At 51.4% G+C, this 23516-nt stretch carries 19 protein-coding genes and 6 tRNA genes; 23 read left to right on the top strand and 2 right to left on the bottom strand.

Annotated elements, in window-relative coordinates:
* Positions 1 to 431: 431 nt before the first annotated feature.
* The 11 genes from nagB to GW579_RS13120 all read left to right on the top strand — a co-directional run bounded on the left by nagB (position 432) and on the right by GW579_RS13120 (position 7525).
* On the top strand, positions 432 to 1232 hold the full coding sequence (gene nagB / locus GW579_RS13170; RefSeq protein WP_152326454.1) for a glucosamine-6-phosphate deaminase: 801 nt from the start codon (positions 432 to 434) through the stop codon (positions 1230 to 1232).
* 149 nt (positions 1233 to 1381) lie between these two features.
* A complete protein-coding gene (gene nagA, locus GW579_RS13165; protein ID WP_165059724.1) occupies positions 1382 to 2521 on the top strand; it encodes an N-acetylglucosamine-6-phosphate deacetylase in 1140 nt (379 codons plus the stop codon).
* Between the two features lie 20 nt (positions 2522 to 2541).
* Entirely contained in the window at positions 2542 to 3765 is a 1224-nt protein-coding gene (nagC, locus tag GW579_RS13160) for a DNA-binding transcriptional regulator NagC (protein WP_152326453.1), read from the top strand.
* 58 nt (positions 3766 to 3823) lie between these two features.
* Positions 3824 to 4576 (top strand): HAD-IIA family hydrolase, encoded by a 753-nt coding sequence (locus GW579_RS13155; protein ID WP_152326452.1) that lies wholly within the window; start codon positions 3824 to 3826, stop codon positions 4574 to 4576.
* A gap of 362 nt (positions 4577 to 4938) precedes the next feature.
* Positions 4939 to 6603 carry an asparagine synthase B gene (asnB, locus tag GW579_RS13150; RefSeq protein WP_152326451.1) on the top strand — a complete coding sequence of 555 codons (1665 nt, stop codon included), beginning with the start codon at positions 4939 to 4941 and terminating at the stop codon, positions 6601 to 6603.
* Between the two features lie 227 nt (positions 6604 to 6830).
* Positions 6831 to 6907: transfer RNA gene (locus GW579_RS13145), tRNA-Met, on the top strand.
* Positions 6908 to 6915: 8 nt separating this feature from the next.
* Positions 6916 to 7000 (top strand) — tRNA-Leu (locus GW579_RS13140).
* Between the two features lie 23 nt (positions 7001 to 7023).
* Positions 7024 to 7098, top strand: a tRNA-Gln gene (locus GW579_RS13135).
* Between the two features lie 64 nt (positions 7099 to 7162).
* Positions 7163 to 7237, top strand: a tRNA-Gln gene (locus GW579_RS13130).
* Between the two features lie 92 nt (positions 7238 to 7329).
* A tRNA-Met gene (locus tag GW579_RS13125) sits at positions 7330 to 7406 on the top strand.
* Positions 7407 to 7450: 44 nt separating this feature from the next.
* Positions 7451 to 7525, top strand: a tRNA-Gln gene (locus GW579_RS13120).
* Positions 7526 to 7631: 106 nt separating this feature from the next.
* Here the strand turns inward: GW579_RS13120 and ubiF are convergent.
* Complete coding sequence (gene ubiF, locus GW579_RS13115) at positions 7632 to 8816, bottom strand: 3-demethoxyubiquinol 3-hydroxylase (protein ID WP_165059427.1); 1185 nt, start codon at positions 8814 to 8816, stop codon at positions 7632 to 7634.
* A 188-nt stretch (positions 8817 to 9004) separates the two neighbouring features.
* Here ubiF and miaB point away from each other — a divergent pair, with 188 nt between their 5' ends.
* The 9 genes from miaB to GW579_RS13070 all read left to right on the top strand — a co-directional run bounded on the left by miaB (position 9005) and on the right by GW579_RS13070 (position 18429).
* Positions 9005 to 10429: a tRNA (N6-isopentenyl adenosine(37)-C2)-methylthiotransferase MiaB gene (gene miaB / locus GW579_RS13110; protein WP_152326449.1), complete on the top strand. Its 1425-nt coding sequence runs from the start codon at positions 9005 to 9007 to the stop codon at positions 10427 to 10429.
* A gap of 268 nt (positions 10430 to 10697) precedes the next feature.
* Positions 10698 to 11774, top strand: a complete 1077-nt coding sequence (locus GW579_RS13105) for a PhoH family protein (protein WP_152326448.1) — start codon at positions 10698 to 10700, stop codon at positions 11772 to 11774.
* A complete protein-coding gene (gene ybeY / locus GW579_RS13100) occupies positions 11771 to 12244 on the top strand; it encodes an rRNA maturation RNase YbeY (RefSeq protein WP_152326447.1) in 474 nt (157 codons plus the stop codon). Before GW579_RS13105 ends, ybeY begins: the two co-directional genes overlap by 4 nt.
* Before the next feature lie 100 nt (positions 12245 to 12344).
* The gene (gene corC, locus GW579_RS13095) at positions 12345 to 13223 is read left to right on the top strand and encodes a CNNM family magnesium/cobalt transport protein CorC (RefSeq protein WP_165059423.1); all 879 of its coding nucleotides are present in this window, start codon (positions 12345 to 12347) and stop codon (positions 13221 to 13223) included.
* A 7-nt stretch (positions 13224 to 13230) separates the two neighbouring features.
* A complete protein-coding gene (gene lnt, locus GW579_RS13090) occupies positions 13231 to 14760 on the top strand; it encodes an apolipoprotein N-acyltransferase (RefSeq protein WP_165059422.1) in 1530 nt (509 codons plus the stop codon).
* Between the two features lie 440 nt (positions 14761 to 15200).
* Positions 15201 to 16097, top strand: a complete 897-nt coding sequence (locus tag GW579_RS13085) for an amino acid ABC transporter substrate-binding protein (protein ID WP_165059420.1) — start codon at positions 15201 to 15203, stop codon at positions 16095 to 16097.
* A gap of 189 nt (positions 16098 to 16286) precedes the next feature.
* Positions 16287 to 17027: an amino acid ABC transporter permease gene (locus tag GW579_RS13080; protein ID WP_152326444.1), complete on the top strand. Its 741-nt coding sequence runs from the start codon at positions 16287 to 16289 to the stop codon at positions 17025 to 17027.
* Positions 17028 to 17029: 2 nt separating this feature from the next.
* Positions 17030 to 17707: a glutamate/aspartate ABC transporter permease GltK gene (gltK, locus tag GW579_RS13075; RefSeq protein WP_152326443.1), complete on the top strand. Its 678-nt coding sequence runs from the start codon at positions 17030 to 17032 to the stop codon at positions 17705 to 17707.
* On the top strand, positions 17704 to 18429 hold the full coding sequence (locus GW579_RS13070) for an amino acid ABC transporter ATP-binding protein (protein ID WP_152326442.1): 726 nt from the start codon (positions 17704 to 17706) through the stop codon (positions 18427 to 18429). The genes gltK and GW579_RS13070 overlap by 4 nt, the downstream gene beginning before the upstream one ends.
* 49 nt (positions 18430 to 18478) lie before the next feature.
* Here the strand turns inward: GW579_RS13070 and GW579_RS13065 are convergent, their stop codons facing one another.
* Positions 18479 to 18976, bottom strand: a complete 498-nt coding sequence (locus GW579_RS13065; protein WP_152326441.1) for a zinc ribbon-containing protein — start codon at positions 18974 to 18976, stop codon at positions 18479 to 18481.
* 269 nt (positions 18977 to 19245) lie between these two features.
* Here GW579_RS13065 and leuS point away from each other — a divergent pair, with 269 nt between their 5' ends.
* The 3 genes from leuS to holA are packed head-to-tail and all read left to right on the top strand — an operon-like array spanning position 19246 to position 23509.
* Positions 19246 to 21828, top strand: coding sequence for a leucine--tRNA ligase (gene leuS, locus GW579_RS13060; RefSeq protein WP_152326440.1), 2583 nt, complete (start codon positions 19246 to 19248; stop codon positions 21826 to 21828).
* A 14-nt stretch (positions 21829 to 21842) separates the two neighbouring features.
* Positions 21843 to 22472, top strand: coding sequence for an LPS assembly lipoprotein LptE (gene lptE / locus GW579_RS13055; RefSeq protein ID WP_152326439.1), 630 nt, complete (start codon positions 21843 to 21845; stop codon positions 22470 to 22472).
* On the top strand, positions 22469 to 23509 hold the full coding sequence (gene holA, locus GW579_RS13050; protein WP_165059418.1) for a DNA polymerase III subunit delta: 1041 nt from the start codon (positions 22469 to 22471) through the stop codon (positions 23507 to 23509). Before lptE ends, holA begins: the two co-directional genes overlap by 4 nt.
* Positions 23510 to 23516 lie beyond the last annotated feature (7 nt).

Raw genomic sequence — 23516 nt, 5'->3', positions numbered from 1 at the left:
AATTAGTATGGTTACTACCTTTACTCACTTACCGTTCCGATTTAACCAACTGCTTTGCGAGTGTAAAAAGATTATTTCGTATCGCAAATTAAAACCTCTATTTTTGTGATAATTATCACCAAAAAGAGGTCATAACATGCCATCAGGCTGGTCAACACACAAAACTTATTTTATCATTAAAAAAATCTAGACGGCATTGTGCCAGCCACAAACCGTCACGGTGGTTTACGCTTAACATGACCGCCCTGAACCAAAACAGCTTTGACTTCCTTATCCGGAGTCACTGGGTTACAGGCAGGCGGCAATCGAAAAATCCGTTGCGCTTACTCCGTTAAGCCAGGCAGAGATTCGAAAGCAGCCAACACCCCTGCAACGTCAAGGACAAAGGATATACACAGTATATTCAATATTCTGAAACTAAGAGGTACGTGATGAGACTTATTCCTTTAAACACCACCACTGAAGTTGGCAAATGGGCAGCACGTCATATCGTTGAGCGTATTAACGCCTTCAAACCCACTGCCGACCGCCCGTTCATTTTGGGCTTACCTACCGGTGGCACACCACTCGAAGCTTACAAACATTTAATCGCCATGCATAAAGCAGGCCAAGTTAGCTTTAAGAACGTGGTTACTTTCAATATGGACGAATATGTTGGCTTACCTCAGGAACACCCTGAGAGCTATCATACGTTCATGTACAAAAACTTCTTTGATCACGTTGATATTCCACGCGAAAATATCAATCTGCTGAATGGTAATGCGCCAGACGTCAACGAAGAATGCCGTCAGTACGAAGCAAAAATTAAGTCTTACGGTAAAATTCACCTGTTCATGGGTGGCGTGGGCAACGACGGTCACATTGCCTTTAACGAACCGGCATCTTCACTGGCTTCACGCACCCGTATCAAAACCCTGACACACGAAACCCGCATCGCGAACTCCCGTTTCTTCGACAATGACGTATCTCAGGTGCCAAAATACGCCCTGACCGTTGGCGTAGGCACACTGCTTGATGCAGAAGAAGTGATGATTCTGGTCACCGGCCACGCGAAGGCGCAAGCGCTTGAAGCGGCCGTCGAGGGAAACATTAACCACATGTGGACCATCAGTTGCCTGCAATTGCATGCAAAAGCCGTTATGGTGTGTGACGAGCCGTCCACCATGGAACTGAAAGTCAAAACTGTTAAATATTTCCGCGAGTTAGAAGCGGAAAATATGAAAAACCTTTAACAAAATTTATGCCCAAAGCCAGTCGCGTTGCAGCAAGGCGGCAACGACGCGAATCTCCGGAAGTTTACTGAAGTAAGTGAGCGGAGTGAGTGAGGCAGCCAACGCAGCAGCAGCGTGACTGGAGAAGGGCAAGCGAACGAGGGGGCATGATGTACGCTTTGATTAACGGCCGGATCTATACCGGCCACGACGTTCTGGATAACCATGCGGTCGTGATTGCCGATGGCAAAATCGAACGTGTCTGCGCGGTCAGCGAGCTGCCGGACAATGTGGAAACCCGCGATCTGGACGGTGCCATTCTTGCCCCCGGATTTATCGACCTGCAACTTAACGGTTGTGGCGGCGTGCAGTTCAACGATTCACTGGAAGCGATTTCCGTAGAAACGTTAGAAATCATGCAGAAAGCCAACGAAAAATCCGGCTGTACCAGTTTCTTACCTACGCTGATCACCTGTAGCGATGACTACATGAAGCACGGCGTCAGCGTAATGCGCACGTATCTGGAAAAATATCCGAATCAGGCGCTGGGTCTGCATCTTGAAGGCCCGTATCTGAGCCCGTTGAAAAAAGGCACCCACAATCCGGCCTTTATCCGTAAGCCCGACGACGCCATGATTGATTTTCTGTGTGAAAACGCCGATGTCATCACACAGCTGACGCTTGCACCGGAACAGGTTGAAGCCCGCTATATCCGTCAGCTGCGCGCTGCCGGTATTGTGATTTCCGCAGGCCATTCCAATTCGACGTATGCCGAAGCCCGCGCGGGTTTTGCGGCCGGTATCACCTTCGCAACGCACCTTTATAATGCAATGCCAGCGATTACAGGTCGTCAGCCTGGCCTTATTGGTGCAATCTTCGATACACCGGAAGTGTATACCGGTGTGATTGCCGACGGTTTGCATGTCGATTACGCCAATATTCGCAACGCGAAAAAGCTCAAAGGCGAGAAACTGGTGCTGGTCACCGACGCCACTGCGCCAGCGGGTGCCAATATTGATGAGTTCATTTTTGCCGGTAAAACAATATACTACCGTGACGGACTCTGTGTGGACGAAAACGGAACACTGAGCGGCTCTGCGCTGACCATGATCGAAGCAGTTCAAAACAGCGTTGAACATGTCGGCATTGCACTGGATGAAACGTTGCGTATGGCATCGCTTTATCCGGCCCGCGCGATTGGCCTCGACGGCCAGCTGGGTAGCATTGAAGCAGGCAAAGTCGCCAACCTCACCGCGTTCACTCATGATTTTAAAATCACAAAAACTATCGTTAATGGTGACGAAGTTTAATTGAGCGGATAACAGCATTGATGACAACTGGCGGACAGCAGGCACAAATCGGCAACGTTGATCTGGTTAAGCAGTTAAACGGCGCGGCGGTTTACCGCCTGATTGACCAACAAGGGCCCATTTCGCGCATTCAAATCGCCGACATGAGCCAGTTAGCGCCCGCCAGTGTCACCAAAATTACCCGACAGTTACTCGAGCGCGGGCTGATCAAAGAAGTGGATCAGCAGGCTTCCACCGGGGGTCGCCGCGCTATTTCGATCATCACCGAAACCCGTCCTTTTCATACCATCGCCGTTCGTCTTGGCCGACATGACGCGACCATCACGCTCTACGATCTCAGCGCCAAGTCACTGGCCGAACAACATTATTCCCTGCCCGAACGCACTCAGGAAACGCTTGAGAACGCCTTATTTGAGGCAATCGCGCAATTTATCGAGCTGAATCAGCGTAAAATCCGCGAACTGATTGCCATTTCTGTCATCCTTCCAGGCCTGGTCGATCCGAATAAAGGCATCGTCCGCTATATGCCGCATATCAGCGTCGGTGCGTGGAAATTAGTCGATGCGCTGGAAGCCAGATTCAAAGTCACCAGCTTTGTCGGCCACGATATCCGCAGTCTGGCCCTCGCCGAGCACTATTTCGGGGCAACCCGCGACTGTCAGGACTCCATTTTGGTTCGTCTTCACCGCGGTACCGGCGCAGGAATTATCGTTAACGGCCAGATTTTCCTCGGCAGCAACGGCAACGTGGGTGAAATCGGCCACATTCAGATCGATCCCCTGGGCGAACGGTGCCATTGCGGCAACTTCGGCTGCCTGGAAACAGTCGCCGCGAATGCCGCTATCGAAAACCGTGTACGCCATCTGCTCACGCAGGGTTACGCCAGTAAACTCAGTCTGAACGATTGCTCAATTTCCGCTATCTGCAAAGCCGCCAATCGCCATGATGCGCTGGCCACTGAAGTGATTGAGCATGTGGGCCGTCAGCTTGGCAAAGGCGTTTCCATTGCGATCAACCTGTTTAATCCGCAAAAAGTGGTGATTGCCGGTGAAATTACCGAAGCGGATAAAGTCCTGCTGCCGGCCATCCAAAACTGCATTAATGCTCAGGTTTTGAAAGATTTCCGCCGTAATCTACCGGTTGTGACTTCCGCGCTTAATCATCAGTCCGCGATTGGTGCATTTGCGCTGGTCAAACGGGCTATGCTGAATGGCGTTCTGTTGCAGCGTCTGATGGAAAATTAAGGCGTGCTATAGTAATTGGCTGCCAGGAATGGGGCTGAAAAATGTGGGTTTGGAAATCATGACAATTAAGAATGTAATCTGTGACATTGATGGCGTGCTGTTGCACGACAACACAGCTGTACCCGGCGCCGATCGCTTTCTGGCCCGAATTCAGGAACAGGGAATGCCTCTGGTCATTCTCACCAACTACCCTTCCCAGACAGCGCAGGATCTGGCAAACCGCTTCAGCGCTGCCGGTCTTGAAGTGCCGGAAAGCGCGTTCTTCACGTCCGCGATGGCGACAGCTGATTTCCTGAAACGTCAGGAAGGTAAAAAAGCCTACGTCGTTGGCGAAGGCGCTCTGATTCACGAGCTGTATAAAGCGGGTTTTACCATCACAGATATCAATCCTGATTTTGTGATCGTCGGCGAAACGCGTTCGTACAACTGGGACATGATTCATAAAGCGGCGTATTTCGTGGCGAATGGCGCGCGCTTTATTGCGACAAACCCGGACAATCACGGCCACGGTTTTGTTCCAGCCTGTGGCGCGTTATGCGCACCTATCGAAAAAATTACCGGACGCCAGCCGTTTTACGTCGGCAAGCCGAGCCCGTGGATTATCCGCTCGGCGCTCAATAAAATGCAGGCGCATTCCGAAGAAACGGTCATTGTGGGCGACAATCTGCGAACAGATATTCTGGCCGGTTTTCAGGCGGGTCTGGAAACTATTCTGGTGCTGACCGGTGTTTCTACCCTCAATGATATTGAGGGAATGCCGTTCCGTCCGACCTGGATTTACCCTTCCGTTGCCGATATCGACGTGATTTAACAGACACTCATAAATATATGAAAACGAGCCCGGATTGGTATCCCGGCTCGTTTTTTTTCGTCCTGCTGTTTGATTTTCATTCACTTTTCTCTTTTTTTGAATCCTCCTCAATTTTCTGCGATTAAATTAATAATCCGCTAATGAAAATGCCATAAAACTCCCGATTCGTTAAAGATTACCTGCACTCAACCAACTATTTATCAGAAGAGCGTTAAACCACTTGCACAACACAGGGGTTTTGACGCATTTTCATAGTCAGCAACGCAACAAAGCCTGACTAAAACTGAAAGAACGGCAACGTTGATCCTCATTCGCAAACATAAAAATGACAGCCAGAGAAACGTCGTTAGGGAGATAGAAATATGTGTTCAATTTTCGGTGTGCTCGATATCAAAACTGACTCCGTCGAGCTGCGCAAAAAAGCGCTGGAACTCTCGCGCCTGATGCGTCACCGCGGGCCTGACTGGTCCGGCGTGTTCGCCAGCGACAAAGCGATTCTGTCGCATGAGCGTCTGTCGATTGTCGACGTGAACAACGGCGCACAGCCTTTGTACAACGCAGCACATACCCACGTTCTGGCTGTAAACGGCGAAATCTACAACCATCAGGCTCTGCGCGCTGAATTGGGCGATAAGTATGAGTTCCAGACCGCGTCTGACTGCGAAGTGATTCTTGCGCTGTATCAGGAAAAAGGCCCTGAATTCCTCGATGAACTGCAAGGCATGTTCGCCTTCATTCTCTATGACACAGAAAAAGACGCGTACCTGATTGGCCGCGACCATCTGGGCATCATCCCGCTGTATATGGGTTACGACGAACACGGCAACATGTACGTGGCGTCTGAAATGAAAGCGCTGGTGCCGGTTTGCCGCACCATCAAAGAATTCCCGGCAGGCAGCTACCTGTGGAGCCAGGAAGGCGAAATCCGTGAATATTACCAGCGTGACTGGTTCGATTTCGAAAACGTCAAAGACAACGTCACTGACGCTGCGGCGCTGAAAGATGCGCTGGAAGAATCGGTGAAAAGTCACCTGATGTCTGACGTGCCTTACGGCGTGCTGCTGTCCGGTGGTCTGGATTCTTCCGTGATTTCAGCAATTACCAAGAAATTTGCCGGTCGCCGCATTGAGGATAAAGATCAGAGCGAAGCGTGGTGGCCACAGCTGCACTCCTTTGCGGTCGGTCTGGAAGGTTCTCCGGATCTGCGCGCTGCTCAGGAAGTCGCAAACCATTTAGGCACCGTGCACCATGAAATCCACTTCACCGTGCAGGAAGGTCTGGACGCTATCCGTGACGTGATTTATCACATCGAAACTTACGACGTGACCACCATTCGTGCGTCAACGCCGATGTATCTGATGTCCCGTAAAATCAAAGCGATGGGCATCAAGATGGTGTTGTCCGGCGAAGGTGCTGACGAAGTCCTGGGCGGTTACCTGTACTTCCATAAAGCGCCGAACGCGAAAGAATTCCACGAAGAAACCGTGCGTAAATTGCTGGCCCTGCACATGTATGACTGTGCCCGTGCCAATAAAGCGATGTCCGCCTGGGGCGTTGAAGCCCGCGTACCGTTCCTGGATAAAAAATTCCTCGACGTCGCAATGCGCATCAACCCGAAAGACAAAATGTGCGGCAACGGCAAAATGGAAAAACATATCCTGCGCGAATGTTTTGAGTCTTATTTGCCACACAGCGTGGCATGGCGCCAGAAAGAACAGTTCTCGGACGGCGTAGGTTACAGCTGGATCGATACGTTAAAAGAAGTCGCGTCTCAGCAGATTACCGATCAACAGCTCGAAACTGCGCATTTCCGTTTCCCGTACAACACGCCGACGTCAAAAGAAGGCTACCTGTACCGCACCATTTTCGAAGAACTGTTCCCGGTTCCAAGCGCGGCTGAATGTGTTCCTGGCGGCCCGTCAGTGGCCTGTTCTTCAGCGAAAGCCATCGAATGGGATGAAGCGTTCAAAAACATGGATGACCCTTCTGGCCGTGCGGTTGGCGTTCACCAGTCAGCGTATAAATAAGCCTTTACCGGTTATTTTCCATGAAGCAAGCGGGCCTTTTCAGGCCCGTTTTTTTATGGGTAAAGCCAGTAAAAATAATGTCTTTTGCCCAATTAATCACCAGAGTGGTTATAAGCCAGACAAATGGACGCTCTCACGCCTTTTTCTCCAAAAAAGGTGTTGACGCAAAACGGTCATATACGCATAATGCGCCCCGCAACGCCGATGAAGGTAGCGCGAAAAAAGAGGGCTACGTAGCTCAGTTGGTTAGAGCACATCACTCATAATGATGGGGTCACAGGTTCGAATCCCGTCGTAGCCACCATCTTTTTTGCGGGAGTGGCGAAATTGGTAGACGCACTAGATTTAGGTTCTAGCGCCGCAAGGTGTGCGAGTTCAAGTCTCGCCTCCCGCACCATTTCATCGAGTCGGCAGCACAGTTGGGGTATCGCCAAGCGGTAAGGCACTGGTTTTTGATACCAGCATTCCCAGGTTCGAATCCTGGTACCCCAGCCATTTTCTTACCTTCGCATCTCTGATGTGAATGTGAGAAAAAACCAATTTGAAGAAGTTGTACTGTTGGGGTATCGCCAAGCGGTAAGGCACTGGTTTTTGATACCAGCATACCCTGGTTCGAATCCAGGTACCCCAGCCATACTTCTTTCTGTATAATTGGTAAGCACTTGAAATTTATTATTAAGTTAGTTAAATTAGTGCTTGAAGTTTTGAAGTAAGTCAGTAGAATTTGGCTACGTAGCTCAGCTGGTTAGAGCACATCACTCATAATGATGGGGTCACAGGTTCAAATCCCGTCGTAGCCACCATTTTACTTGCAGTGCACTGCTCAAAAGGTAGTGAGTTTTAAAATTGGGGTGTCGCCAAGCGGTAAGGCTCTGGTTTCTGATACCAGCATACCCAGGTTCGAATCCTGGCACCCCAGCCACATTAAGAAAGCCCGCCTCGTGCGGGCTTTTTGCTATCTGTCGGTAGAGTCAGACTCAAAAAAAGGGCAAGCCGACATTCATCCGGCCAGCCCCTCTCTCACTTCATTAAATGCCTAATGCGTATTTCAGCGCTTTGGTTTTCAGTGCGCCTGCACGCTGTGCCGTCATCAGTGCCAGATTTCTCAATGCTTTGACGGGCGCCAGATCGTTACTGAACGCGGTATAGAACAAATCCATACCGCTTTGCATCAGCAGATTATCCAGGCGACGCTGACGCTGATAGCGCAGCAGCACTTTCTCGCTGCTCCACGCTTCATCGTGGTCACGCGCTTTTTCCAGCACCGAAAGCAATGCTTCTACGTCGCGATAACCCAGATTCACGCCCTGCCCGGCCAGCGGATTGATCGTATGCGCTGCATCGCCCACCAGCGCCAGCCCCGGCAGGACATAACGCTGCGCATGGCGGCGAACCAGCGGGAACGCGCCCGCTGCTGTTGCATTGATTTTTCCAAGGCGTGGTGGGAAGGCCTGCATAATCTCCGCCATCAGCTGTTTCATGTTCAGCGTTTTCAGATAACGGATGCGCTGCGGGCTGTCGTACCACACCAGCGATGCCTGATTGCCAAACAACGGCAGAAATGCGCGCGGGCCGGAAGGGAAAAACTGCTGCCAGGTGACATCCTGATCCGGCGTTTCGGTTTCAACGTTAATCAGCATACAGTGCTGGCGATATTCCCAACCATCAACGCCGATGCCCGCCAGCTGGCGTACCAGAGAATTCGCTCCGTCGGCGGCGACGACCAGTTTTGTACGCAGCAGTTCACCGGTGGTCAGCTGAAGTGACCAGGTTTTATCGTCATGTTGCAGAAGATGGCGCAGTTTCGCCGGGCAGAAGCGGGTCAGATTGGAGAAAGCATCAAACTGCTGCCAGAGCGCCAGCTGAAGCACGCGGTTTTCAACCATGAATCCCAGCTCCGGTAATCCGAGTGATTGCGCATCGAATTTGACGTCGGAACCGTCAACTTCCCAGGTTTCCAGGCGGCGATACGGCACCGAGCGCATTTTTTCAACAGCAGGCCACGCCTCTAATTTTTGCAAGAACCGCACCGAAGCGCAGCCAATCGCAGAAATTCGCAGGTCTGCTGCCGCTGATGCGTCAAATTCAGCCGGCTCTTCATTTTCGATCAATGCAACCTGAAGCCCCTGACGGGCCAGCCCGAGAGCTGCCGCAGCGCCTACCATCCCACCACCGACGATCACTGCATCAAATGACTTCTCTGAATTATTCATTTTATTCCAGCTTTCTATTTCAGTTCATTATGCGAAGTGTACCGGATTTTTGTGTCTGCATCAGGGCCTAAGCTGCTTTCCCGCACTGGTCAGCGCTAAGGTGAGGGTTTACAATACCGCCCCTGAACAACGCTATGCACTGCGGCACTGCCGATCTAACGTTCCCCGTACTGAGTACTGACACGCTGATGACTAAAAAACTGCACATAAAAACCTGGGGCTGCCAGATGAATGAATATGATTCATCCAAAATGGCCGATCTTCTCGATAGCACCCACGGTTACCAGCTGACGGATAACGCTGAAGAAGCAGACATTCTGCTGCTGAATACCTGTTCAATCCGGGAAAAAGCCCAGGAGAAAGTGTTCAGCCTGCTGGGACACTGGAAATTATTAAAAAAGAAAAACCCGGATATTATTATCGGCGTCGGCGGCTGTGTGGCATCTCAGGAAGGGGAATTGCTGCGTAAGCGTGCGCCCTGCGTTGATATCGTTTTTGGCCCGCAAACCCTGCATCGCCTGCCAGAAATGGTCAACCATGTTCGCGGCACCAAAAGCCCGGTCGTGGATATCAGCTTTCCGGAAATTGAGAAATTTGACCGTCTGCCGGAACCACGCGCGGATGGCCCGACCGCATTTGTCTCCATCATGGAAGGTTGCAACAAATATTGCAGCTTCTGCGTGGTGCCTTACACGCGCGGCGAAGAAGTCAGCCGCCCGTGTGATGACGTCCTGTTCGAAGTCGCTCAGCTTGCCGCTCAGGGTGTGCGTGAAGTTAACCTGCTGGGGCAAAACGTCAACGCCTACCGCGGCGATTCCTTTGACGGTGGCATCTGCACGTTTGCAGAATTACTGCGTCTGGTGGCGGCCATCGACGGTATTGACCGCATCCGCTTTACCACCAGCCATCCGGTAGAATTTACTGACGATATTATCGAGGTCTATAAAGACACGCCTGAAGTGGTGAGTTTCCTGCATCTGCCTATTCAGAGCGGTTCTGATCGCATTCTGACTATGATGAAGCGCCCTCACACGGTGCTGGAATACAAATCGACTATCCGTAAATTGCGGGCTGCGCGTCCGGATATCCATTTCAGTTCTGACTTCATCATCGGCTTCCCGGGCGAATCCAACGATGATTTCGAACGCACTATGGATTTAATTGCACAGGTCAATTACGACGTCAGCTTCAGTTTTATCTACTCTCCACGCCCGGGAACACCTGCGGCAGACATGGTCGATGACGTCAGCATGGACGAGAAGAAACAGCGTCTGGCGCTGTTACAGGACCGGATCACGCAACAGGTGATGCGGTTTAGCCGCGCCACGCTGGGCACCGTTCAGCGCATTCTGGTGGAAGGGACGTCCCGTAAAGACATTATGGAACTGACCGGACGCACAGAATGCAACCGTGTGGTCAATTTTGAAGGTACGCCTGACATGATTGGCAAATTCGTGGATGTCGAAATTGTCGATGTCTATGCCAACTCCCTGCGTGGCGTAGTCATCCGCACAGAAGAACAAATGGCGCTGCGTCTGCACGAGTCACCACAATCTGTTATTGCCCGCACACGCAAAGAAAATGAATTGGGCGTTGGGCTCTATCAGCCGTAAATCATTGAAGCGAAGAATGACAGAACCTACAGGGCGCTCCGGCGTCCTGTTTCTTTTGAGAATTCAGACGCAACACCGGCTTCCAGGGGTTAATTTTCCAGGAAAGGCCGCATATCCGGATGCAGGTTCATGTAACTGCCTGCAAGCCGCAGCATATTTTGCCAAGGGCATGTATTATTAACTCAGGTATGGTTGACGGCTGAAAGCAGTTTACGGCCGTATGTCTCACTGAACGTACCCTGAAGTATGCAGGGTAAACTGGTCCAGAGTGGCCCAAAGGATAAGTTTGAACGTTGTAACACAAGAGATTTTACTGGAGCCCGAAGACAATCAGCGTCTGCTGAGCCTGTGCGGGCCGTTTGATGACAATATCAAACAACTGGAACGCCGGTTGGGCGTTGAAATCAACCGTCGTGATAACGCATTTAAGCTTGTTGGAAAGAGCCTGCCGGTTGCAGCAGCCGCTGATATTCTGCGCGACTTATACGTAGACACCGCGCCGCTGCGTGGCGAGATTCAGGATATCGACCCTGAAAAAATCCATCTGGCGATTAAAGAAAGCCGCGTTCTTGAGCAAACGGCTGAAAGCGTGCCTGATTTTGGCAAAGCGGTCATCATCAAAACCAAGCGTGGCGTGATCAAACCGCGAACTAAGAATCAGGCGCAGTACGTTGCCAATATTCTGGATCACGACGTCACGTTTGGTATCGGCCCTGCCGGTACGGGTAAAACCTATCTGGCCGTTGCCGCTGCCGTTGATGCGCTGGAACGTCAGGAAGTACGCCGTATTCTGCTGACGCGCCCTGCCGTTGAAGCCGGTGAAAAGCTGGGCTTCCTGCCGGGTGACCTGAGTCAGAAGGTTGATCCGTATCTGCGCCCGCTGTATGACGCGCTGTTCGAAATGCTGGGCTTTGAGAAGGTTGAAAAACTGATTGAGCGCAACGTTATTGAAGTGGCTCCTCTGGCGTATATGCGCGGGCGTACGCTCAATGACGCCTTCATTATTCTCGATGAAAGCCAGAATACTTCCATTGAACAGATGAAGATGTTCCTGACCCGTATTGGTTTTAACTCCAAAGCGGTGATCACCGGTGACGTCACGCAAATCGACTTGCCGCGCCATCAGAAATCAGGCCTGCGCCACGCCATTGAAGTATTGTCTTCGGTTGAAGAACTGAGCTTTAACTTCTTCCACAGCGAGGACGTCGTTCGTCATCCTGTTGTCGCACGAATTGTTGTAGCTTACGAAGCGTGGGAAGAAGAAGACCAGAAACGTCGTGATGCGATTGCCGCAGAGCGTAAACATGAACATCAAAACAGCGCATCCCAGCAGGTTAGTCAATGAACACGGTAATCCTCGATCTACAAATTGCTTGTGAAGAAAACGCAGGCTTACCGTCTGAAAATGACTTTCAAAAATGGCTGGAGGCGGTTCTTCCGCAGTTTCAGGAAGAATCGGAAGTAACGATCCGTCTGGTCGATATTCCCGAAAGCCATGAACTGAATATGACGTATCGTGGCATGGATAAACCGACCAACGTGTTATCCTTCCCGTTCGAAGCTCCTCCGGGCATGGAAATGCCACTGCTCGGCGACCTGATTATTTGTCGTCAGGTGGTTGAGAAGGAAGCCAAAGAGCAGGAAAAAGAACTTTGGGCTCACTGGGCACATATGGTGATTCACGGCAGTTTGCATTTGCTGGGCTATGACCATATCGTTGACGAAGAAGCCGAAGAAATGGAATCGATTGAAACTGAAATCATGCTGGATCTGGGTTATCCGGATCCTTATATTTCAGAGAAAGAAGACGACTGAATTTATCAGTAAACTTGCGCAGCGCCTGCCCGGTGAAGGTTTTTCATCCGCAGGCGTTTCGCCTAATTTTCACTAACACGAGTAAAACAAACCAAACGCCATGAGCGATGACCATTCACAAAATAGTGACAGCCCCAGTCCCAAGAAGGGCTTCTTTTCCCTTATCCTTAACCAGCTCTTTCACGGTGAACCCAAAAACCGTGGCGATTTGGTTGAGCTGATCCGTGACTCAGAACAAAACGAGCTGATCGACCCCGATACCCGTGACATGCTGGAAGGCGTGATGGATATCGCCGAGCAGCGCGTCCGGGACATCATGATCCCACGTTCTCAGATGATCACGCTCAAACGCAATCAACCGCTGGAAGAGTGTCTTGATGTCATCATCGAATCCGCACACTCCCGCTTCCCGGTGATCAGCGAAGATAAGGATCACATTGAAGGCATCCTGATGGCCAAAGACTTGCTGCCGTTTATGCGCACAGAGTCCGAGCCATTCAGCATTGATAAAGTGCTGAGAACCGCCGTGGTGGTTCCCGAAAGCAAACGTGTTGACCGCATGCTGAAGGAGTTCCGCTCCCAGCGTTACCATATGGCGATTGTTGTCGATGAATTCGGCGGCGTATCAGGCCTGGTCACTATCGAAGATATTCTCGAACTGATTGTCGGCGAGATCGACGATGAGTATGACGAAGCAGAAGATCTGGATATCCGTCAACTTAGCCGCCACACCTACACCGTCCGCGCGCTGGCACCGATTGAAGATTTTAACGAAGTCTTCCAGACCCATTACAGTGACGACGAAGTCGATACGATTGGCGGTCTGGTGATGCAGTCCTTCGGCCATTTGCCTGCACGAGGCGAAAGCATTGAAATTGACGGTTACCTGTTCAAGGTTGCGATGGCCGACAGCCGCCGTATTATTCAGGTTCACGTAAAAATACCGGACGACGCGCCGCAACCGATACTGGAAGAATAATTACTCCATGGCAATTGCCTCTTTATATCAACGCCAGCGGGTTCGCGCCCTGCTGGCGCTCTTATTCGGTGCCTGTGGCACGCTCGCTTTTTCCCCTTATGATTTCTGGCCTGCAGCAATCGTCTCGCTCTGCGGTCTGCTGGCATTAACGCTGGATCGCCGTCCGGCGCAATCCGCGTGGATAGGTTTCTGCTGGGGATTTGGCCTGTTTGGAACAGGCGTCAACTGGGTTTACGTCAGTATCGCCACCTTTGGCGGCATGCCGGAAGCCATCAACCTGTTCCTGGTGATTTTGCTGGCGGCTTATTTGTCGCTGTACACCATGCTGTTTGCCGGTATTTTCAGCAAACTCTGGCCAAAAACCACCTGGTGGAAACTGGCAATTGCCGCGCCGGCGCTGTGGCAAGTTACTGAATTCCTTCGCGGTTGGGTGCTGACCGGCTTTCCGTGGCTTGAATTCGGTTACAGCCAGATCAATGGACCGCTGAAAGGCCTTGCGCCAATCACCGGTGTGAACGGCATTACGCTGTTACTGACTTCCCTGAGCGGTCTGCTGGTGTATGCCATTTACCAGCACCGGAAAGCCCCGGGTATTGTTGCGCTGGCAATGTTGCTGCTGCCATGGCCGCTGCGCTATATCCACTGGTATCAGGAACAGCCTGACAAAGCTGTTGATGTTGCACTGGTTCAGGGCAATATTCCGCAGTCCATGAAATGGGATCCGAAGGCGCTGGAAAGCGCGCTGCAAACGTACCTGGATCTCAGCCGTCCCTATCTTGGCAAATCCAGCATGATCATCTGGCCGGAATCCGCGATTTCAGATATTGAGTCCGATCAGCAGGGTTTCCTGAGCATGGTGGATAATATTTACCGTTCTCACGGGACTCAACTGGTCACCGGGATTATCGATGCGCGCCGCAACGAAGAAGGCATGAAGGTGTACAACAGCGCCATTGTGCTGGGCGGTGAACAAACTTATCGTTACCCGGACGACAACCGTTTCAATAAACACCATCTGGTACCCTTTGGTGAATTTGTTCCTCTGGAAAGGCTGCTACGCCCTCTCGCGCCGTTCTTCGATTTGCCAATGTCGGGCCTGACCAGTGGCGATTATGTGCAGAAACCGTTGTTTGTCAGCGGACTCAATCTGACCACTGCCATTTGTTATGAAGTGGTATTCGGTGAGCAGGTGCGTGACAACCTGCGGCCGGACACCAATTTCCTGCTGACCATTTCCAACGATGCCTGGTTCGGCCACTCGATTGGCCCGTGGCAGCATTTCCAGATGGCGCGTATGCGTTCGCTGGAATTAGGCCGCCCGTTGCTGCGCAGCACCAACAACGGTATTACCGCCGTAGTGGATGCTCAGGGTGATGTGACCGCCCAAATTCCGCAGTTTACCCGTCAGGTTCTGAACGTGAAGGTCACGCCGACAACCGGTATGACGCCGTATGCGCGCGTTGGCTGGTGGCCGGTGTGGATAGTAACGCTCATCATGGCTGTCGCGGCACTGTGGCTGGGTCGTCGCAAAAACTGAATTTTCGTATTTTCTCTTTAAATCAGGCGTCTTCGGGCGCCTGAACTGTTTTGTCGCATCTTCTTTTTAGCCCCCGTAATCTTTCCCCCCTTTTACCTGCTGCCGTTTGTTATAAACCCGGCATTAAGCGCTGATTATCTGACCGCTGATGAAGTTAAATCAGGCTTTCTGGCATGACTCTTGCTACATCTAATTGAAAGATATCTGATTAGTTACTTTTTATGACGTCGTGCATCATTTTGGAACAAAAAGGCTATTCCTCATGCACCTTCTAAGTGCATAGCCCGTTAATTGCTTTTAATTGGTGCGTGTCTCGTCTCAAAAAAGAAACAATGTGGTTTCATAAAATTCACATTCAGTTATTTTCTAGCTTCATATGACGAGGCATTAGCACTTTCTGATCCGTGATTTGGATCCCTAATGACAGCAAGGAGTTGGACATGCAATTGCGCAAATTGGCGTTATCCGTAGTGTTGGCAAGCGTTGCCGTAAGCAGCTTTGCTCACGCAGAAGAACTGACCGGCACCCTGAAAAAAATCAAAGACAATGGCGTTATCGTGGTAGGTCACCGCGAATCCTCAGTGCCATTCTCTTACTACAATAACGAACAGAAAGTCGTAGGTTATTCACAGGACTATTCCGACGCCATCGTTGACGCGGTTAAGAAAAAACTGAACCTGCCAAACCTGCAGGTCAAAATGATGCCAATCACCTCGCAGAACCGTATTCCGTTGCTGCAAAACGGCACCTATGATTTTGAGTGTGGTTCTACCACCAACAACCTCGAGCGCCAGCAGCAAGCCGCTTTCTCCGACACCATCTTCGTTATCGGCACCCGTCTGTTAGTGAAGAAAGGGTCGGAGATTAAAGACTTCGCTGATCTGAAAGGCAAAACCGTTGTGGTGACTTCCGGGACAACCTCTGAAGTGCTGCTTAATAAGCTGAACGAAGAGAAAAAACTGGATCTGCGCATCATCAGCGCGAAAGACCACGGTGACTCGTTCCGTACTCTGGAAACCGGTCGTGCCGTTGCCTTCATGATGGATGATGCCCTGTTAGCCGGTGAACGTGCGAAAGCCAAAAAACCAGACAACTGGGAAATCATCGGAACTCCACAGTCCAAAGAAGCATATGGCTGCATGATGCGTAAAGATGATGCCGATTTCAAAAAACTGGTCGATGACACCATCGTGAAAGCACAGACTTCCGGTGAGGCGACTAAGTGGTTTGAAACCTGGTTCAAAAAACCGATTCCTCCGAAGAATCTGAACATGAACTTTGAACTGTCTGACGACATGAAAGCCCTGTTCAAAGCGCCAAACGATAAAGCACTGTAAGAAATACCAGACAGACGGGTATAACCAAGAGAAGTGTAATTAAAGAATAAGGCTGGACCACCAGCCTGTGATGATGCAGACCGGATGCGGGGTGGTCGTTCCCCACCCCGCATATCCTCCCAGTCATTTTTCACGCGGACCACGTCATCACTCAGATGGGTAGTTCATTACCCGGTTTACGGAGTTTTTATGTCAATAGATTGGAACTGGGGCATATTTTTGCAACAAGCCCCCTTTGGGAATACCACCTACCTGGGCTGGATTTGGAATGGATTTCAGGTCACTGTCGCACTGTCGGTTTGCGCCTGGATTATCGCGTTCTTCGTCGGTTCACTTTTCGGGATACTGCGTACCGTTCCCAACCGGATCCTTTCCGGTATCGGCACCTGTTACGTTGAACTCTTCCGTAACGTGCCACTCATTGTGCAATTCTTTATCTGGTATCTGGTTGTGCCTGAACTGCTGCCCGAAAATATCGGTATGTGGTTTAAATCAGAGCTGGCGCCAAATGTGCAATTCTTCTCCTCGTCAGTAATCTGTCTCGGTCTGTTCACCGCTGCCCGCGTATGCGAGCAGGTGCGTGCGGCCATTCAGTCACTGCCAAGCGGCCAGCGTAATGCCGGTCTGGCAATGGGCCTGACGCTGCCTCAGACCTATCGTTATGTTCTGTTGCCAAACGCGTATCGCGTGATCGTGCCACCGATGACATCCGAAATGGTCAATCTGGTTAAAAATTCAGCCATCGCCTCGACCATTGGTCTGGTCGATATGGCGGCACAAGCCGGCAAGCTGCTTGATTACTCCGCACATGCGTATGAATCATTTACTGCGATTACCGTTGCCTACGTCCTTATCAACGCCATCATCATGTTCCTGATGCATTTTGTAGAACGTAAAGTCCGCCTGCCGGGCAACATGGGGGGTAAATAAGAATGCATGAATTTGACTGGAGTTCTATCGGTCCCGGCCTGCCGTACTTGTGGCAGGGCATGGTCGTCACCCTGAAAATCACCTCGCTGGCGATTGTTGTCGGTATCCTCTGGGGTACGCTGCTGGCGGTCATGCGTTTATCGTCTTTCAAACCGGTCAGCTGGTTTGCCTCGGCTTATGTCAACCTGTTCCGCGCCGTGCCGCTGGTGATGGTGTTGTTGTGGTTCTATCTGATTGTGCCCGGCTTCCTGCAAAAAGTGCTCGGTTTATCCCCTAAAACGGATATCCGCCTGATTTCTGCGATGGTGGCGTTCGCCTTGTTTGAAGCAGCCTACTATTCCGAAATCATTCGCGCAGGGATTATCAGTATTGCCCGCGGGCAATCTTCCGCCGCGCTGGCGCTGGGCATGACACAATGGCAGTCCATGCAACTGGTGATTTTGCCGCAGGCGTTCCGCGCGATGGTGCCGTTGTTACTGACGCAGGCGATTGTCTTATTCCAGGATACCTCCCTGGTGTATGTTCTGGGCCTCGCCGACTTCTTCCGCAGCGCATCCAATATCGGCGACCGTGACGGTACGCTGGTTGAGATGGTGCTCTTTGCAGGACTTATTTACTTTGTTATCAGCCTTTGTGCTTCCTTGCTGGTGCGTTATTTGAAGAAAAGGACCGTTTCATGATTTCACTGAAGAATGTTTCTAAATGGTACGGGCACTTTCAGGTGCTGACCGGGTGCAGCACCGAAGTTAAAAAAGGTGAAGTTGTGGTGGTTTGCGGGCCTTCAGGCTCAGGTAAATCGACGCTGATCAAAACCGTTAACGGACTGGAGCCGATTCAGAAAGGTGAGATCCTGGTTAACGGCACGCCGGTCAATGACAAAAAAACCAATCTGGCTCAGTTGCGCGCGAAAGTTGGCATGGTGTTCCAGCATTTTGAGCTGTTCCCGCATTTGTCGATCATCGATAACCTGACGCTTGCTCAGGTAAAAGTGCTGAAACGCGATAAAGCAGCTTCGAAAGAAAAAGGCCTGAAACTGCTGGATCGCGTGGGCTTATCTGCTCACGCCAACAAATTCCCCGGTCAGCTTTCCGGCGGGCAACAGCAGCGTGTCGCTATCGCCCGCGCATTATGTATGGATCCTATTGCCATGCTGTTTGATGAACCGACCTCAGCGCTTGATCCGGAAATGATCAACGAAGTGCTGGACGTAATGGTTGAGCTGGCAAACGAAGGCATGACAATGATGGTGGTCACCCACGAAATGGGCTTTGCACGTAAAGTGGCGAACCGCGTGATTTTCATGGATGAAGGTAAAATTGTTGAAGACCGTAATAAAGACGACTTCTTCAATAATCCGGAATCTGATCGTGCCCGCGATTTCCTGGCGAAAATTCTGCACTAAAACCTGAATTGTCTGCTTCCGGATCAGACCGGAAGCAGACAATTAAACATCACGGTTCAAACGGGCGACGGCTGAATTCGGTATTTCCACATTTAGGACATCGGCTCAGAATCTCTGGCGTGTATACCGCCAGATGGAAATGACAGTTTTCACAGACCAGATTCCCGAGCCCCACCACTTCCCCGCTGTGATAAATGCCGTGATGGCTGACGTCTTTAAACACTTCTTTCCATTCAAGCTGCGTTTTGTCGGTCATATCGGCCAGTTCTTTCCACAGGCTTTCTTTAATCACACGCAAAAACACGCTGTCAGTTCCGTCGTCTTCTGCCACCGCGCGCTGACTCTCGCCGTAACTGCGCGCGAACTCATGCAGGTCGCGCCTGACGGCAGAGGTTAACTGTTCAATCTGAATTTCTGACAACTTGCCTTCATTTTGCAGACGGACACGGGCATCCTGCACCAGTGCGCTGATATCACGTTCGCCATTTTTTAACCGCTCAGTCAGCGAAGACACTAACTGGCGGTAAGATTGCGTAATATTGCTCATAACTTCCTCTCCTTGAACTGACATGACCGTTTGCCCGGCGGGAGCGTATTGTCTTTATTTTAGACGTAAATCCCTGATACGGCGCGCAGATTATCCCGGGTTGACTCGCAGATCATGAATAATGCGTCAGAAGAAGGCAGAAATCCCCGTTAGCCCTTCAGCGGGTGTTGTTGCACCCTCCGCTTATCGGCTATGCTATGCGGATCTTTTGATTAAAACTTTTTGAGCTACAGGCGTAGCTGTTTTCACTCACAGGACCACCGGCCGCCATGCAAGAGCAATACCGTCCAGAAGACATTGAGTCACACGTTCAGCTTCACTGGCAAGAGAAGCAAACCTTCAAAGTTACCGAACAGCCTGGTAAGGAGAAATATTATTGTCTCTCCATGTTGCCTTATCCGTCAGGTCGCCTCCACATGGGACACGTGCGCAACTACACCATTGGTGACGTGATTTCCCGTTATCAGCGTATGCTCGGCAAAAACGTTCTGCAGCCAATTGGCTGGGATGCTTTCGGCCTGCCTGCTGAAGGTGCTGCGGTTAAAAACAACACTGCGCCTGCGCCGTGGACTTACGAAAACATCGAATATATGAAGAACCAGCTGAAACTGCTGGGCTTCGGCTATGACTGGGATCGCGAAATCGCGACCTGCAAACCGGATTACTACCGTTGGGAACAATGGTTCTTCACCAAGCTGTACGAAAAAGGCATGGTTTATAAGAAGACTTCGGCAGTGAACTGGTGCCCGCATGATCTGACCGTTCTGGCGAACGAACAGGTTATCGACGGCTGCTGCTGGCGTTGTGATACCAAAGTAGAACGCAAAGAAATTCCACAATGGTTCATCAAAATCACCGATTACGCCGATCAGCTGCTTAACGATCTGGATACGCTAGAAAGCTGGCCTGAGCAGGTCAAAACCATGCAGCGTAACTGGATTGGCCGTTCCGAAGGCGTGGAAATCACTTTTGACGTGGCAGACAGCGACGAAAAAGTAACGGTGTACACTACCCGCCCTGACACCTTTATGGGTGCGACCTATGTGGCTGTCGCCGCCGGTCATCCGCTGGCACAGCTGGGTGCGCAAAATAATCCTGCACTGAACGATTTCATCGACGAATGCCGTAACACCAAAGTTGCCGAAGCAGAAATGGCAACGATGGAGAAAAAAGGCATGGCAACCGGTCTGTTTGCTGTTCATCCGCTGTCTGGTGAAAAACTGCCAATCTGGGTCGCTAACTTCGTTCTGATGGAATACGGTACCGGCGCGGTCATGGCCGTTCCAGGTCACGACCAGCGTGACTGGGAATTCGCCACTAAATATAACCTGCAGATCAAACCGGTTATCCTGAACGTTGATGGCAGCCATCCTGAAGTCACTGCAGAAGCGATGACCGAGAAAGGTACGCTGTTTAATTCCGGCGAATTCGATGGTCTGAATCACGAAGAAGGCTTCAACGCTATTGCCGACAAACTGGTTGCTCAGGGTGTTGGTCAGCGAAAAGTTAACTACCGTCTGCGTGACTGGGGTGTTTCCCGTCAGCGTTACTGGGGTGCGCCAATCCCGATGATCACACTGGAAGACGGTACCGTTATTCCTACGCCAGAAGATCAGCTGCCGGTTATCCTGCCGGAAGACGTCGTGATGGATGGGATCACCAGCCCGATTAAAGCCGATCCTGAGTGGGCGAAAACCACTGTGAATGGCATTCCGGGTCTGCGTGAAACCGACACCTTCGATACCTTCATGGAATCTTCCTGGTATTACGCGCGTTATACCTGCCCGCAATATGACGAAGGTATGCTGGATCCGGCTGCGGCCAATTACTGGCTGCCGGTTGATCAGTATGTCGGTGGTATCGAACACGCCATCATGCACCTGATGTATTTCCGCTTCTTCCACAAACTGATGCGTGACGCAGGTCTGGTCGATTCCGACGAACCGGCAAAACGCCTGCTGTGTCAGGGTATGGTGCTGGCAGACGCCTTCTACCACACCGGCAGCAACGGCGAACGTATCTGGGTTTCCCCGACAGATGCCACGGTTGAGCGTGACGAAAAAGGACGTATTACTAAAGCGACCGATCCGCAAGGTCGCGAGCTGGTTTACGCCGGCATGAGCAAGATGTCCAAGTCCAAAAACAACGGCATCGACCCTCAGGTGATGGTAGACAAATACGGCGCAGACACCGTGCGTCTGTTTATGATGTTCGCTTCTCCGGCAGAAATGACGCTGGAATGGCAGGAGTCTGGCGTTGAAGGCGCAAACCGCTTCCTGAAGCGCGTCTGGAAACTGGCCTACGAACATTCAGAAAAAGGCCTGACCGTTGCCCTTGATGCGGCTTCCCTGAACGAAGCGCAAAAAGATCTGCGTCGTGACCTGCATAAAACTATCGCCAAAGTCACCGACGATATTGGCCGTCGTCAGACCTTCAACACCGCAATCGCCGCGGTGATGGAGCTGATGAACAAGCTGGGCCGCGCACCTCAGGAAACTGAACAGGATCGCGCACTGCTGCAGGAAGCTCTGCTGGCCGTTGTCCGCATGCTTTATCCGTTTACTCCGCACGTTTGCTTCAGCCTCTGGCAGGCGCTGAACGGTGAAGGTGATGTGGATACCGCGCCGTGGCCAAAGGCTGATGAACAGGCCATGGTGGAAGATTCCAAACTGGTCGTTGTGCAGGTGAATGGTAAAGTACGTGCTAAAATCACCGTAGCCGCTGATGCTACCGAGCAACAAGTGCGCGAGCGTGCGGCAGAAGAACATTTGGTCGCAAAATATCTGGATGGGGTTACGGTCCGTAAAGTAATCTACGTCCCGGGCAAACTGCTTAACCTGGTTGTAGGTTGAGTCAAGGAGGATCTGTGCGACATCCTATAATGACGCTGCTGCTGGCCGCAGCAGTGCTGGTGACAGCAGGCTGTGGTTTCCACTTACGTGGAAAAACCAACGTTCCGGACGAGCTGAGAACCATCGTTCTGGACAGTGGTGACCCGTACGGTCCGTTGACGCGTGATATCCGATCTCAGTTGCGTCTGAGCAACGTGACCATCGTAGATGATCCAACCAAAGAACAGCGTAAGGGCATTCCTTCGCTGCGCATTGGTGCAGAATCGACGGGCAGAAGTACTGCGTCAATCTTCCAGGACGGTAAAACGGCTGAGTACCAGATGCAACTGGACGTCAATGCAACGGTCCTGATGCCGGGCAAAGACTTGTATCCGATCCATGTGAGAGTGTTCCGTTCCTTCTTTGACAACCCGTTAACGGCGCTGGCGAAAGATAACGAGCAGGACATTATTTTGGAAGAGATGCGCCAGCAGGCGGCTCAGCAGCTGATTCGTAAGTTACTGGCGGTTCATGCGTCAGAACTGCGTAAAGCCGATGAAGTGAATGGTCAGGTAGAAGTGATTTCAACCCGGTCATCTGCCAGCAAGTCGTATGATACCTCTGAAGTATCGACCCCGGCTCCGGCCAGCACTTCCGCAAAATGATCCGAATTTACCCGGAACAACTTGCCGCGCAGCTCCGTGAGGGGCTGCGCGCCTGTTATCTGCTATGTGGTAACGATCCTCTGCTTTTGCAGGAGAGTCAGGACAGTATCCGTAAAACGGCTCAGCTTTCTGATTTTCAGGAACACTACACTTTTGCCCTCGACACCCACACCGAATGGGAGTCAATTTTCAGTATCTGTCAGGCGCTGAGCCTGTTCGCCAGCCGTCAGACCCTGATGCTGATCCTGCCTGATAATGGCCCGACTGCGCCGATGGCAGAACAATTACTCAAGCTGACTACCCTTTTGCATGACGACATCTTACTGTTGCTGCGCGGAACCAAACTGACCAAAGCGCAGGAAAACAGCGCATGGTTTAAAGCGCTGAGTGATAAAGGCGTGTTTGTCAGCTGTCAGACGCCGGAACAGGCGCAGCTTCCCCGCTGGGTCACCCGCCGCGCTCAGGCGTTATCGCTTGAACTGGATGAACCGGCAAACCAGCTTTTATGTTATTGCTATGAAGGCAATCTGCTGGCGTTAGCTCAGTCCCTCGAGCGGCTTTCCCTGCTTTATCCTGACGGAAAACTCACGCTGCCACGCGTTGAAACGGCCGTCAACGACGCCGCGCACTTTACGCCCTATCACTGGCTCGACGCACTGCTGGCAGGCAAAAGCAAACGTGCCTGGCACATCTTGCGTCAGCTACAGCAGGAAGACAGCGAACCGGTTATTTTGCTGCGAACCGTGCAACGCGAACTTCTGATGCTGCTTAACCTGAAGCGTAAAATGGATTCGACGCCATTGCGCACGCTCTTTGATCAGCAAAAGGTCTGGCAAAACCGCCGGACGCTGGTGACGCAGGCGTTACAACGTTTATCACTCGAACATCTGACGCAGGCTGTCCGTTTGCTGACTCAAATGGAAATCACCCTGAAACAGGATTATGGTCAGTCTGTCTGGTCAGAACTGGAAAGCCTCTCCATGTTATTGTGTGGAAAACCCCTGCCTGTTGATTACGTGGTTTCGGGTTCGTATTGAAGCAGGA

It is taken from the genome of Rahnella contaminans (genome assembly GCF_011065485.1).
GTDB classification, from domain to species: Bacteria; Pseudomonadota; Gammaproteobacteria; order Enterobacterales; family Enterobacteriaceae; genus Rahnella; species Rahnella contaminans.
The sequence above is the reverse complement of the archived record's forward strand: the minus strand, read 5'-3'. Positions and strand labels throughout refer to the sequence as shown.